12 protein-coding genes are annotated in these 13499 nt (G+C 54.5%); 11 read left to right on the top strand and 1 reads right to left on the bottom strand.

Annotated features, from left to right (window positions below):
• Window positions 1-28: 28 nt before the first annotated feature.
• The gene (leuL, locus tag V6940_RS22765; RefSeq protein ID WP_100249930.1) at window positions 29-115 is read right to left on the bottom strand and encodes a leu operon leader peptide; all 87 of its coding nucleotides are present in this window, start codon (window positions 113-115) and stop codon (window positions 29-31) included.
• A 601-nt stretch (window positions 116-716) separates the two neighbouring features.
• On the opposite strand from leuL, the gene leuO reads away from it, so the two are divergent.
• From leuO to mraY, 11 genes are all read left to right on the top strand, one after another.
• Window positions 717-1688, top strand: a complete 972-nt coding sequence (leuO, locus tag V6940_RS11935; protein WP_333495994.1) for a transcriptional regulator LeuO — start codon at window positions 717-719, stop codon at window positions 1686-1688.
• 392 nt (window positions 1689-2080) lie between these two features.
• Window positions 2081-3805, top strand: a complete 1725-nt coding sequence (gene ilvI, locus V6940_RS11930; protein ID WP_333495993.1) for an acetolactate synthase 3 large subunit — start codon at window positions 2081-2083, stop codon at window positions 3803-3805.
• 2 nt (window positions 3806-3807) lie between these two features.
• The gene (gene ilvN, locus V6940_RS11925; RefSeq protein ID WP_035893016.1) at window positions 3808-4299 is read left to right on the top strand and encodes an acetolactate synthase small subunit; all 492 of its coding nucleotides are present in this window, start codon (window positions 3808-3810) and stop codon (window positions 4297-4299) included.
• Between the two features lie 145 nt (window positions 4300-4444).
• On the top strand, window positions 4445-5449 hold the full coding sequence (cra, locus tag V6940_RS11920; RefSeq protein ID WP_185668563.1) for a catabolite repressor/activator: 1005 nt from the start codon (window positions 4445-4447) through the stop codon (window positions 5447-5449).
• Window positions 5450-6042: 593 nt separating this feature from the next.
• Entirely contained in the window at window positions 6043-6501 is a 459-nt protein-coding gene (mraZ, locus tag V6940_RS11915; protein WP_185668561.1) for a division/cell wall cluster transcriptional repressor MraZ, read from the top strand.
• 2 nt (window positions 6502-6503) lie between these two features.
• The gene (rsmH, locus tag V6940_RS11910; protein ID WP_185668559.1) at window positions 6504-7445 is read left to right on the top strand and encodes a 16S rRNA (cytosine(1402)-N(4))-methyltransferase RsmH; all 942 of its coding nucleotides are present in this window, start codon (window positions 6504-6506) and stop codon (window positions 7443-7445) included.
• Window positions 7442-7807 carry a cell division protein FtsL gene (gene ftsL / locus V6940_RS11905; RefSeq protein ID WP_035893020.1) on the top strand — a complete coding sequence of 122 codons (366 nt, stop codon included), beginning with the start codon at window positions 7442-7444 and terminating at the stop codon, window positions 7805-7807. The genes rsmH and ftsL overlap by 4 nt, the downstream gene beginning before the upstream one ends.
• Window positions 7808-7822: 15 nt before the next feature.
• Entirely contained in the window at window positions 7823-9592 is a 1770-nt protein-coding gene (locus tag V6940_RS11900) for a peptidoglycan glycosyltransferase FtsI (RefSeq protein WP_333495992.1), read from the top strand.
• Window positions 9579-11066, top strand: coding sequence for a UDP-N-acetylmuramoyl-L-alanyl-D-glutamate--2,6-diaminopimelate ligase (gene murE / locus V6940_RS11895; protein WP_333495991.1), 1488 nt, complete (start codon window positions 9579-9581; stop codon window positions 11064-11066). Before V6940_RS11900 ends, murE begins: the two co-directional genes overlap by 14 nt.
• Entirely contained in the window at window positions 11063-12421 is a 1359-nt protein-coding gene (gene murF, locus V6940_RS11890; protein ID WP_333495990.1) for a UDP-N-acetylmuramoyl-tripeptide--D-alanyl-D-alanine ligase, read from the top strand. Before murE ends, murF begins: the two co-directional genes overlap by 4 nt.
• The gene (gene mraY, locus V6940_RS11885; protein WP_035893027.1) at window positions 12415-13497 is read left to right on the top strand and encodes a phospho-N-acetylmuramoyl-pentapeptide-transferase; all 1083 of its coding nucleotides are present in this window, start codon (window positions 12415-12417) and stop codon (window positions 13495-13497) included. The genes murF and mraY overlap by 7 nt, the downstream gene beginning before the upstream one ends.
• Window positions 13498-13499: the final 2 nt, after the last annotated feature.

The following is a 13499-nucleotide window of genomic DNA, read 5'->3' as shown; positions in this document are numbered from 1 at the left end:
GCGGGTTTTTCGTTTAACTGATGATGACTTAACGTTGAACGTCGCACACCAGCCTACCGCGCACAGAAGAGGCGTTTAGTAGTAGTAGGCCGTTGAAGCGAGTGGTACGGAACATGTCATCATTCTCCAGATGAATTCGATATGCTTTTAGTGGTACTGGATATGGTTTCTGATGTCAACCCTGACGTATGAAATGAAGGGGAATTCGTTATGGAAACGAAACGGCTGAATTAGCTAATTGTGCTGAAGAATGCCGTTATCTATAGATGATAGTTTCTTTTGTTAATTCACGAATTACATACTTTGTCGCATCTGAACATGATTCATCGTAAATGCTCATGAGTTTGACATTTCTTAAGTTTGAAGCTATCTGCATGATAAGTAGATGTTTATATAAAACAGGCTCTTGTTTTGTAAATCGATAAAAGCCATTTTTGATATAAAATGTTAATTTTAAAATCGAGAAAAATAAAACACTTTAATAAAACTTAATTTATTGTTCCGATTTTGGATTGTTGTCTATTCGTCCGATCTATGGGTAAACTACATGTCATTCGCTTGGTGATATAGATGAGGTCGGTTTTTACTCATCAATAATGTCACTTTGCCTCTTTATATATTCCTATTTTTTATTGAATTCTCTTCTTTGGATCTTATATGCATGGTAAATCATATAGCCTCAATATATTTTTGCTATTTTGCAAAGGGAGTTTTGTATGACATTGGAGTCTGATAGCGTAATTAACGTGCCGGAGCAGCAACGCACATCAACTAATGAAGGAAATAAACCTCAGCTCCGGATGGTTGATTTAAATTTGCTGACCGTATTTGATGCGGTAATGCAGGAGCAAAACATTACGCGCGCAGCCCACATGCTAGGCATGTCGCAGCCTGCGGTCAGTAATGCTGTCGCTCGCCTGAAAGTCATGTTCAATGATGAATTGTTTGTGCGCTATGGGCGCGGTATTCAGCCGACGGCGCGTGCATTCCAGCTTTTTGGTTCTGTTCGTCAAGCTTTGCAGCTGGTGCAAAATGAATTACCCGGCTCAGGTTTTGAACCATTGAGCAGCGAACGCGTATTTAATCTTTGTGTGTGCAGCCCTCTCGATAATTACCTGACTTCCGTCATTCTCAATAAAGTGAATGAAGTCGCGCCGCATATTCATATGGTTTTCAAATCATCGTTAAATCAAAATACCGAACATCAGTTGCGTTATCAGGAAATTGAGTTTGTGCTGGGCTATGAAGAGTTCCGCCGCCCGGAGTTTGCCTGCATTCCACTCTTTAATGATGAAATGGTTCTGGTGGCAAGCAACAAGCACCCACGGGTGCATGGTCCGGTAACGGAAACCGATATTTATAACGAAGAGCATGCCGTTGTTTCTCTCGATCGCTATGCATCGTTTAGCCAGCCGTGGTATGACACCATTGATAAGCAAAGTCGCGTAGCCTATCAAGGTATGGCGCTGATTAGCGTTCTGAATGTGGTCTCCCAGACCCAGATGGTCGCCGTGGCGCCACGTCGTCTGGCCGAAGAGTTTGCTGAACAGCTTCACCTGCAGATTTTACCGCTGCCAATGAAGCTAAACAGTCGTACCTGCTATCTTTCCTGGCATGAAGCGGCCGGTCGCGATAAAGGCCATCAATGGATGGAAGAACTGTTGATTAACGCCTGCCGTCAGCAGTAATCGACTTCGAAGGCAAACAGGGTGCATTTGCATTCTGTTTGTTTTGTCTATTTGTGACAAATAAGAATTTTATGCTGTTATTGCCGATTGGTCGTCGGGGCAATAAAGTGAAAAATGCAGGTTTTGCTGTAATGGCTCCATTCGCCCGAGCATCTACGCTATTCTTTTCCGGGCATTGAAGTAATCATCCATCATTTTCCCTTTTCCCTTTATTTTTCCTCTTTTTAGTACCGCATCTACGTCAGACGTGTGAATTGCCTGCCTTGTGGCGAGCGGTTATGTTAGGTCGTTACCGATAATTTAGTGCCGGTGGACGTATCGCGTACCGCTGGTATATGGCCGTAGAGAAATGAATTCTCGGGCCATTAAGCACAGAAGCCGGGAGGCAAACCATGGAGATGTTGTCTGGAGCCGAGATGGTCGTCCGATCGTTAATCGATCAGGGCGTAAAGCAGGTATTTGGCTACCCTGGAGGCGCCGTCCTCGATATTTATGACGCGCTGCATACGGTGGGAGGTATTGACCATGTGCTGGTGCGCCATGAACAGGCGGCGGTGCATATGGCTGATGGCCTGGCGCGTGCGACCGGGGAAGTGGGCGTGGTGCTGGTCACCTCCGGCCCTGGGGCGACAAACGCTATCACCGGCATTGCCACGGCCTATATGGACTCGATTCCACTGGTCGTGCTCTCCGGTCAGGTAGCGACGTCGCTGATTGGCTATGATGCCTTCCAGGAGTGTGACATGGTCGGGATCTCGCGCCCGGTGGTGAAGCACAGCTTCCTGGTGAAGCAGACCGAAGATATTCCCGGCGTGCTCAAGAAGGCCTTCTGGCTGGCAGCCAGCGGCCGTCCTGGCCCGGTGGTGGTTGACCTGCCAAAAGATATTATGAACCCGGCTAAGAAGCTGCCGTACGTCTGGCCCGATGCGGTCAGCATGCGCTCTTACAACCCAACCACGACCGGCCATAAAGGTCAGATCAAACGCGCGCTGCAGACGCTTATCGCGGCGAAAAAGCCGGTGGTATACGTGGGGGGTGGCGTGGTGAACGCCGAATGCCACACGCAGCTGCGTACGCTGATTGAAAAACTGAACCTGCCGGTAGCCTCTTCGCTGATGGGGCTGGGCGGTTTCCCGGCAACGCATCGTCAGTCGTTGGGGATGCTGGGGATGCACGGCACTTATGAAGCCAATATGACGATGCACCACTCCGATGTGATTTTTGCCGTCGGGGTGCGTTTTGACGATCGCACCACCAACAATCTGGCGAAGTACTGCCCGGATGCCACGGTGCTGCATATCGATATCGATCCCACGTCGATCTCTAAGACAGTACCGGCGGATATTCCGATCGTCGGCGATGCGGGGCAAGTGTTGGATCAAATGCTGGAGCTGCTGGATCAGGAAAGCGCCGCGCAGCCGCTGGATGAGATCCGCGACTGGTGGCAGCAAATCGAGCAATGGCGTGCGCGCCAATGCCTGAAATATGACACTCAAAGCGGGCAGATTAAGCCGCAAGCAGTGGTGGAAACTATCTGGAAGCTGACCAACGGTGAAGCGTACGTCACCTCAGATGTGGGTCAGCACCAGATGTTCGCCGCGCTGTATTACCCGTTTGATAAACCGCGTCGTTGGATCAACTCCGGCGGCCTCGGCACCATGGGCTTTGGCTTGCCGGCGGCGCTCGGCGTGAAGATGGCGCTGCCGGAAGAGACCGTGGTCTGCGTGACGGGCGACGGCAGTATTCAGATGAACATTCAGGAGCTCTCAACTGCGCTGCAGTACGAGCTACCGGTGCTGGTGCTAAACCTAAACAACGGCTATCTGGGCATGGTGAAGCAGTGGCAGGATATGATCTATTCTGGCCGTCACTCTCAGTCCTATATGCAGTCGCTGCCGGACTTTGTCCGCCTGGCGGAAGCCTACGGTCATGTGGGTATTCGTATCACCGAGCCCGCTGAGCTTGAGAGTAAGCTTACACAGGCGCTGGAGCAGGTGCGCAATAACCGCCTGGTATTTGTCGACGTCTGCGTCGATGGCAGCGAGCACGTCTACCCGATGCAGATTCGCGGCGGGGCAATGGACGAGATGTGGCTGAGCAAAACGGAGAGAACCTGATTATGCGCCGGATATTATCTGTATTACTGGAAAACGAGTCCGGCGCGCTGTCGCGCGTGATTGGCCTCTTTTCGCAACGCGGGTACAACATTGAAAGTCTGACCGTCGCACCTACCGACGATCCGACGCTATCCCGCATGACTATCCAGACGGTCGGTGATGAAAAGACCATCGAGCAGATCGAAAAGCAGCTGCACAAGCTGGTGGACGTACTGCGAGTGAACGAGCTGGGGCAGGGCGCACACGTTGAACGTGAAATCATGCTGGTGAAGGTCCAGGCCAGCGGCTATGGCCGTGATGAGGTGAAACGCAACACGGAAATCTTCCGCGGGCAGATCATCGACGTCACGCCATCGCTCTATACCGTGCAGCTGGCGGGGACGAGCGACAAGCTGGATGCGTTCCTTGCTTCTTTGCGCGACGTCGCCAGAATTGTTGAGGTAGCGCGCTCCGGCGTGGTCGGTTTGTCGCGTGGCGACAAGATTATGCGCTAATCACCTCTCATCGCTTTATCGTAGCCCGGCCTGAAGTCGGGCTTTTTTTTGCGAAATCAGCAATAAGTGCGAAGAAAAGCTATTGCCGATGAGATCAATCTGCGTTTAGATGTTACGGATTATACTTATAAAGCAAGGGGCAATTGTGAAACTGGATGAAATCGCCCGGCTTGCCGGTGTTTCCCGAACCACCGCCAGCTATGTGATTAACGGCAAAGCTAAGCAGTACCGCGTCAGCGACAAGACTGTCGAAAAAGTGATGGCCGTTGTGCGTGAGCATAACTACCACCCTAACGCGGTAGCCGCCGGTCTGCGTGCAGGACGCACTCGTTCTATTGGGCTGGTTATTCCCGACCTGGAGAACACCAGCTACACGCGCATCGCAAACTATCTTGAGCGCCAGGCCCGTCAGCGCGGCTATCAGTTACTGATTGCCTGTTCTGAAGATCAGCCGGATAACGAAATGCGCTGTATCGAACATCTGCTGCAACGCCAGGTTGATGCGATCATCGTGTCAACGTCGCTGCCGCCGGAGCACCCTTTCTACCAGCGTTGGGCGAACGATTCGTTCCCGATTGTCGCGCTTGACCGTGCGCTCGATCGTGAACACTTCACCAGCGTCGTGGGCGCCGATCAGGACGATGCGGAAATGCTTGCTGCAGAACTGCGTACCTTCCCGGCAGAAACCGTACTTTATCTTGGTGCGTTGCCGGAACTGTCAGTGAGCTTCCTGCGTGAGCAGGGCTTCCGTACCGCCTGGAAAGATGACCCGCGCGACGTGCACTTCCTGTATGCCAATAGCTATGAACGTGAAGCGGCGGCGCAGCTGTTTGAAAAATGGCTGGAAACGCACCCGATGCCGCAGGCGCTATTCACCACCTCATTTGCATTGCTGCAAGGGGTAATGGACGTTACGCTGCGTCGTGAAGGCAAGCTGCCGACCGATCTGGCGATTGCGACCTTTGGTGATAACGAACTGCTCGACTTCCTGCAGTGTCCGGTGCTTGCGGTTGCCCAGCGTCACCGTGATGTTGCCGAACGCGTGCTGGAGATTGTGCTGGCAAGCCTCGACGAACCGCGTAAGCCGAAGCCTGGCTTGAGCCGTATTCGTCGTAACCTTTATCGTCGCGGTAGCCTGAGCCGTCGATAGACTCTTTCAATGAAGGCTGCGAATAGTGGCCTTCATTGAACAAAAAAAGCCTTTCAAATCTTAATTAAGATAATTCTCCATTTTGGTTAGCCCTCTATTTAATTCCCCCGCTAAGATCGCGGAATAGTGCTTAATAATGTGAACGCAAAGTAAAATTAAATTATTTGTGTATTATTTTGTTACATTCTCGCGGCGGATTGCCGAAATAACAAACACTTCTCAGCTTACCTACCAGAATGGGCAATCCCTCTACTCCGAATTCGTTGTAAGGGCGCGCCAGAGGGACTGTTAACGAGCAACAGAATGTCCTAAAATGCCGCTCGCGTCGCAAACTGACACTTTATATATTCTTTCGATGATATTAAGTCGCGTTAACGGCATGTGAATCAGCCTCTATTTTTCTTACGGGTATTCATGGCGTTAATTTGCCTCGTCTGTTGGATAATTATTAATCAGGGCTATTGTCGGCCGCAAATAGTGGTTTTTTGGACTCTGTTGGCATTCATGCTGGCTTGACAAGCTTTTCCTCTGCTCCGTAAACTCCTTAAAGTGGGAATTTGTGGGGCAAAGTGGTAATCGGGGGTGAAGCTGGCATGTTCCGAGGGGCAACGTTAGTCAATCTCGACAGCAAAGGGCGCTTAGCCGTCCCTGTCCGATATCGGGACCAGCTTGTCGAGAGCGCTACCGGTCAAATGGTTTGTACCATTGACATCCATCACCCCTGCCTGCTGCTTTATCCTCTGCCTGAATGGGAAATTATCGAGCAAAAACTCTCGCGTTTGTCGAGCATGAATCCCGTTGAGCGTCGCGTACAGCGATTGCTGTTAGGGCATGCCAGCGAATGCCAGATGGATAATGCCGGGCGATTATTGATTGCGCCGGTTTTACGGCAACACGCCGGATTGACCAAAGAAGTGATGCTGGTCGGGCAGTTCAACAAATTTGAACTGTGGGATGAAACGGCCTGGTATCAACAGGTCAAGGAAGATATCGACGCTGAGCAATCTGCTTCAGGGGCGCTGTCGGAGCGATTGCAGGATTTGTCCTTATAAATATGATGGAAAATTTTAAACACACCACGGTACTGCTGGATGAGGCCGTTAACGGCCTGAATATTCGTCCTGACGGTATCTATATTGATGGTACTTTTGGTCGCGGTGGTCACTCGCGCCTTATCCTGTCGCAGCTTGGCGAACAGGGGCGATTGATTGCGATCGATCGCGATCCAGAAGCGATCGCGGTGGCTAAGACCATCGATGATCCACGCTTTTCCATCGTGCATGGCCCTTTCTCAGCGCTGGCGGACTACGTTGCCGAGCGTGACCTTGTCGGCAAGATCGACGGTATCCTTCTCGATCTTGGCGTTTCTTCACCGCAGCTTGATGACGCTGAACGTGGTTTTTCCTTTATGCGCGATGGCCCGCTGGACATGCGCATGGACCCAACCCGCGGTCAGTCAGCAGCAGAATGGCTGCAAACGGCAGAGGAAGCGGATATTGCCTGGGTGATTAAAACCTTTGGCGAAGAACGCTTCGGTAAACGTATCGCTCGCGCCATCGTTGAGCGTAATCGCGAGCAGCCGATGACCCGCACCAAAGAGCTGGCGGAAGTTATCGCGGCGGCCATGCCGGTGAAAGACAAATTCAAACACCCCGCAACCCGTACCTTCCAGGCGGTGCGCATTTGGGTGAATAGTGAGCTGGAGGAGATAGAGCAAGCGCTAAAAAGCTCGCTTGGCGTGCTGGCCCCGGGTGGGCGGCTGTCGATCATCAGCTTCCATTCGCTGGAAGACCGCATTGTGAAACGCTTTATGCGTGAACAGAGCCGCGGTCCACAAGTTCCAGCGGGGATCCCGATGACTGAAGAGCAACTCAGGAAGCTGGGTGGCCGTCATTTACGAGCGCTAGGCAAGTTGATGCCGGGCGAAGATGAAGTGGCAGAGAATCCGCGTGCCCGTAGTTCAGTACTGCGTATTGCAGAAAGGACGAACGCATGATCGGCAGAGTGACAGAAGCCCTAAGCAAAGTAACCGGGTCGTTAGGAAACGGCGAGCGCCATGCCTTGCCTGGCGTTATTCGCGACGACCTTTTGCAATTCGGGAAGCTGCCACTCTGTCTGTTCATTTGCATCATTGTCACGGCGGTAACGGTGGTGACGACCGCCCACCATACTCGCCTGTTAACGGCCCAACGAGAACAGTTGGTGCTGGAGCGCGATGCGTTAGACATTGAGTGGCGAAATCTGATCCTCGAAGAGAATGCTCTTGGCGATCATAGCCGCGTCGAACGTATCGCTACTGAAAAGTTGCAGATGCAACATGTTGATCCATCAAAAGAAAACATTGTTGTACAGAAATAAGGATTATTGCAACGCATGAAACCAGCGGCAAAAACGCATAAGCCAAAACGTCAGGAAGAACAGGCCAACTTTATCAGTTGGCGTTTTGCGTTGCTTTGCGGCTGTATTTTTCTCGCGCTCGCGTTCCTGCTGGGACGCGCGGCCTGGCTCCAGATTATTGCCCCGGATAAGTTGGTGCGTGAGGGCGACATGCGTTCCCTGCGCGTTCAGCAGGTTTCCACCTCTCGCGGTATGATAACTGACCGCTCCGGCCGCCCGCTGGCGGTGAGCGTGCCGGTAAAAGCGATTTGGGCTGACCCGAAAGAGCTGCATGAAGCGGGCGGCGTGATGCTGAACAACCGCTGGAAAGCGCTGGCTGATGCGCTGAACATCCCGCTGGACCAACTGGCGAACCGTATCAATACCAACCCGCGCATGCGCTTCATCTATCTGGCGCGTCAGGTGAACCCTGACATGGCTGACTACATCAAAAAGCTCAAGTTGCCAGGGATTTATCTGCGCGAAGAGTCGCGCCGTTACTATCCATCCGGAGAAGTAACCGCTCACCTCATCGGCTTCACTAACGTTGACAGCCAGGGGATTGAAGGGGTTGAGAAGAGCTTCGACAAGTGGCTCACCGGCCAACCGGGCGAGCGCATCGTGCGTAAAGACCGCTATGGCCGGGTGATTGAAGATATCTCCTCAACCGACAGCCAGGCCGCGCACAACCTGGCGTTGAGCATTGATGAGCGCCTGCAGGCGCTGGTGTACCGCGAACTGAACAACGCCGTGGCGTTTAACAAAGCGGAATCCGGTAGCGCCGTGCTGGTCGACGTGAGCACCGGTGAAGTGCTGGCGATGGCCAACAGCCCATCCTACAACCCGAACAACTTTACCGGTACGGCCAAAGACACCATGCGTAACCGGGCCATCACCGACGTGTTTGAACCGGGCTCTACGGTGAAACCGATGGTGGTGATGACCGCGCTACAGCGCGGCGTGGTGCGCGAAAACACCGTGCTGAACACCATTCCTTACCGTATTAACGGCCACGAAATCAAAGACGTGGCGCGCTACAGCGAATTGACCCTGACCGGGGTTCTACAGAAGTCGAGTAACGTCGGTGTTTCCAAGCTGGCGTTAGCGATGCCGTCCTCAGCGTTAGTAGATACTTACTCACGTTTTGGGCTGGGAAAAGCGACCAATTTGGGGTTGGTCGGAGAACGCAGTGGCTTATATCCTCAAAAACAACGGTGGTCTGACATAGAGAGGGCCACCTTCTCTTTCGGCTACGGGCTAATGGTAACGCCGTTACAGTTAGCGCGTGTCTACGCAACGATTGGCAGCTACGGGATCTACCGTCCACTGTCGATAACCAAAGTTGACCCGCCGGTTCCCGGCGAGCGTATCTTCCCGGAATCTATTGTCCGCACCGTCGTTCATATGATGGAAAGCGTGGCGCTGCCAGGCGGCGGCGGCGTGAAGGCGGCGATTAAAGGCTACCGTATCGCGATTAAAACCGGTACGGCGAAAAAAGTCGGTCCGGACGGGCGCTATATCAACAAATACATTGCTTACACCGCGGGCGTTGCGCCAGCCAGCCAGCCGCGCTTTGCGCTGGTGGTGGTGATCAACGATCCGCAGGCGGGTAAATACTACGGTGGCGCCGTTTCCGCGCCGGTCTTTGGTGCCATCATGGGCGGCGTACTGCGCACGATGAACATTGAGCCGGATGCGCTGGCGACGGGCGGCGATAAAAGTGAATTAGTAACGAATCAAGGCGAGGGTACAGGTGGCAGATCGTAATTTGCGCGACCTTCTCGCTCCGTGGGTGCCAAATGCGCCGGAGCGATTACTGCGAGAGATGACGCTCGACAGCCGTGTGGCTGCATCGGGCGATCTGTTCGTAGCGGTGGTGGGTCATCAGGCGGACGGGCGTCGTTATATCCCGCAGGCAATTGCGCAAGGTGTCGCTGCTGTTATAGCCGAGGCAAAAGATGAGGCCGCCGACGGTGAAATCCGCGAGATGCACGGCGTGCCGGTTATCTACCTCAGCCAGTTAAACGAGCGCTTATCGGCACTGGCCGGGCGTTTTTACCACGAGCCGTCCGACAGCCTGCGCCTGATTGGCGTGACCGGGACCAACGGTAAAACCACCACCACGCAGCTGATTGCACAATGGTGCCAACTGCTGGGTGAAACCAGTGCGGTGATGGGCACGGTCGGTAACGGCCTGCTGGATAAAGTCATCCCAACGGAAAACACCACCGGCTCGGCGGTCGACGTACAGCACGTGCTGGCCGGTCTGGTTGAGCAGGGTGCGACGGTAGCCGCGATGGAGGTTTCCTCTCACGGCCTGGTGCAGCACCGTGTGGCTGCGCTCAAGTTTGCCGCCTCGGTGTTCACTAACCTGAGCCGCGACCATCTTGATTATCATGGCGATATGGAGCACTACGAAGCGGCGAAATGGCTGTTGTACTCCACTCACCACTGCGGTCAGGCCATCGTCAACGCTGACGATGAAGTGGGCCGTCGCTGGTTAGGCCGCCTGCCGGATGCCGTTGCGGTCTCCATGGACGGTCACATTAATCCAGACTGCCACGGCCGCTGGCTGAACGCCGTGACGGTGAATTACCACGACAGCGGCGCGACCATCCGCTTCGACTCCACCTGGGGCGAAGGCGAAATTGAAAGCCGCCTGATGGGCGCGTTTAACGTTAGCAATCTGCTGCTGGCGCTGGCTACGCTGCTGGCGCTGGGCTATCCGTTGGCTGATTTGCTGAAAACCGCAGCGCGTTTACAGCCGGTTTGTGGGCGCATGGAAGTGTTTAGCGCGCCGGGCAAACCGACGGTGGTGGTCGATTACGCCCACACGCCGGATGCGCTGGAAAAAGCGCTGCAGGCCGCGCGCCTGCACTGCTCCGGCAAGCTGTGGTGCGTCTTTGGCTGCGGCGGTGACCGTGACAAAGGCAAACGTCCACTGATGGGTGCCATTGCCGAAGAGTTTTCCGACGTGGTGGTGGTGACCGACGATAACCCGCGCACCGAAGAGCCGCGTGACATCATTAACGACATTCTCGCGGGCATGGTTGATGCTGGCCACGTGAAGGTGATGGAAGGCCGCGCTGAAGCGGTCACCAACGCCATCATGCAGGCAAAAGCGGATGACGTCGTGCTGGTGGCTGGTAAAGGCCATGAAGATTATCAGATTGTGGGTAACCGTCGTCTCGATTACTCCGACCGTATTACCGCAGCGCGTCTGCTGGGAGTGGTGGCATGATTGGCGTAACGCTTGGCCAGCTTGCCAACGTTCTGAACGGCGAGCTTTGCGGCAGCGATGCCCTTATTGAAGATGTGACCACCGATACCCGGAAATTAACCCCGGGTTGTCTGTTTGTGGCGCTGAAGGGTGAACGTTTTGATGCGCATGATTTTGCGCAGACGGCAAAAGACGGCGGCGCAGGCGCGCTGCTGGTCAGCCGCAAGCTGGACATCGACCTGCCGCAACTGGTGGTGAGTGATACCCGTCTGGCCTTCGGTGAACTGGCGGCCTGGGTTCGTCAGCAGGTACCTGCTCGTGTGGTGGCCCTGACCGGTTCTTCTGGTAAAACCTCGGTGAAAGAGATGACCGCCGCCATTCTGGGGCAGTGCGGCAACACGCTTTATACCGCAGGCAATCTAAACAATGACATTGGCGTGCCGATGACATTACTGCGTCTGACCCCGGTGCACCAGTTTGCGGTTATTGAGCTCGGGGCAAACCACCAGGGCGAAATCGCCTGGACCGTGAGTTTGACCCGCCCGGAAGCCGCGCTGGTGAACAACCTGGCGGCGGCGCATCTGGAAGGTTTTGGCTCGCTGGCGGGCGTCGCGAAAGCGAAGGGTGAGATCTTCACCGGCCTGCCGGACAGCGGCATTGCGATTCTGAACGCCGATAACAATGACTGGGCCAACTGGCAGCAGGTGATTGGCGAGCGTACCGTCTGGCGTTTCTCACCCAACGCGGCGGGGAGTGATTTCTACGCTTCTGACGTGCGCATTACCTCGCAGGGTACGGAATTTACGCTGCATACGCCGAACGGCAACACTGATGTGCTGTTGCCGCTGCCGGGTCGCCACAACATCGCCAATGCGCTGGCCGCAACCGCGCTGGCAACCGCTGTGGGTGCTGACTTAGGCGCGGTGAAAGCCGGTCTGGCGCAGCTGAAAGCGGTGCCGGGGCGCCTGTTCCCGATTCATCTGACGGACAGCCAACTGGTGCTGGACGACTCCTACAACGCTAACGTTGGTTCGATGACGGCGGCGGTACAGGTGCTGTCTGAAATGCCGGGCTACCGCGTACTGGTGGTCGGCGATATGGCCGAGCTTGGCGCTGAGAGCGAAGCTTGCCACATTCAGGTTGGCGAAGCGGCGAAAGCGGCGGGTATTGATCGCGTGCTGAGCGTTGGCAAATTAAGCCAGGCGATTAGCATTGCCAGTGGGGAAGGGGAGCACTTTACCGATAAAGCATCGGCAATTGCTCGTCTTAACACGCTGATTAACGAACACAAATCTATCACCATTCTGGTGAAAGGTTCACGCAGTGCCGCCATGGAAGAGGTTGTACGCGCATTACAGGAGAACGGGACATGTTAGTGTGGCTGGCCGAACATCTGGTCAAATATTATTCCGGCTTTAACGTCTTTTCCTATCTGACGTTTCGCGCCATCGTCAGCCTGCTGACCGCGCTGTTCATCTCTTTGTGGATGGGCCCGCGCATGATCGCCCGTCTGCAAAAAATGTCGTTTGGTCAGGTTGTTCGTAACGATGGTCCTGAATCTCACTTCAGTAAACGCGGTACCCCAACGATGGGCGGGATTATGATCCTGACCGCGATTACGGTCTCCGTGCTGCTGTGGGCCTATCCGTCAAACCCGTACGTCTGGTGCGTACTGACGGTATTGATTGGCTACGGCATTATCGGTTTCGTTGATGACTATCGCAAAGTGGTCCGCAAAGACACTAAAGGGCTTATCGCGCGCTGGAAGTATTTCTGGATGTCGGTCATTGCGCTGGGCGTGGCCTTCGCGCTGTACCTCGCCGGTAAAGATACGCCAGCCACCGAACTGGTGGTGCCGTTCTTCAAGGACATCATGCCGCAGCTCGGTCTGCTCTACATCCTGCTGGCCTATTTCGTCATCGTGGGGACCGGCAACGCCGTTAACCTGACCGATGGCCTCGATGGTCTGGCCATTATGCCGACCGTCTTTGTGGCGGCGGGCTTTGCGCTGGTGGCGTGGGCGACCGGTAACATGAACTTTGCAAGCTATCTGCACATTCCTTACCTGCGTCACGCCGGCGAGCTGGTCATCGTCTGTACGGCGATTGTCGGTGCTGGCTTAGGCTTCCTGTGGTTCAACACCTATCCGGCGCAGGTCTTTATGGGCGACGTTGGTTCGCTGGCGCTGGGCGGCGCGCTGGGCATTATTGCCGTGCTGCTGCGTCAGGAGTTCCTGCTGGTGATCATGGGCGGCGTCTTCGTGGTGGAAACCCTGTCGGTGATTCTGCAGGTGGGCTCCTTCAAGCTGCGCGGTCAGCGCATCTTCCGTATGGCGCCGATTCACCACCACTATGAACTGAAAGGCTGGCCAGAGCCGCGCGTTATCGTGCGTTTCTGGATTATTTCGCTGATGCTGGTGCTGATTGGCCTGGCAACGCTGAAGGTACGTTAATC

The organism is Kluyvera sp. CHPC 1.251 (assembly GCF_036759945.1).
Classification (GTDB): Bacteria; Pseudomonadota; Gammaproteobacteria; order Enterobacterales; family Enterobacteriaceae; genus Kluyvera; species Kluyvera sichuanensis.
Note: the sequence above shows the minus strand (reverse complement) of the source record. Positions and strands in the feature narration are given on the sequence as shown.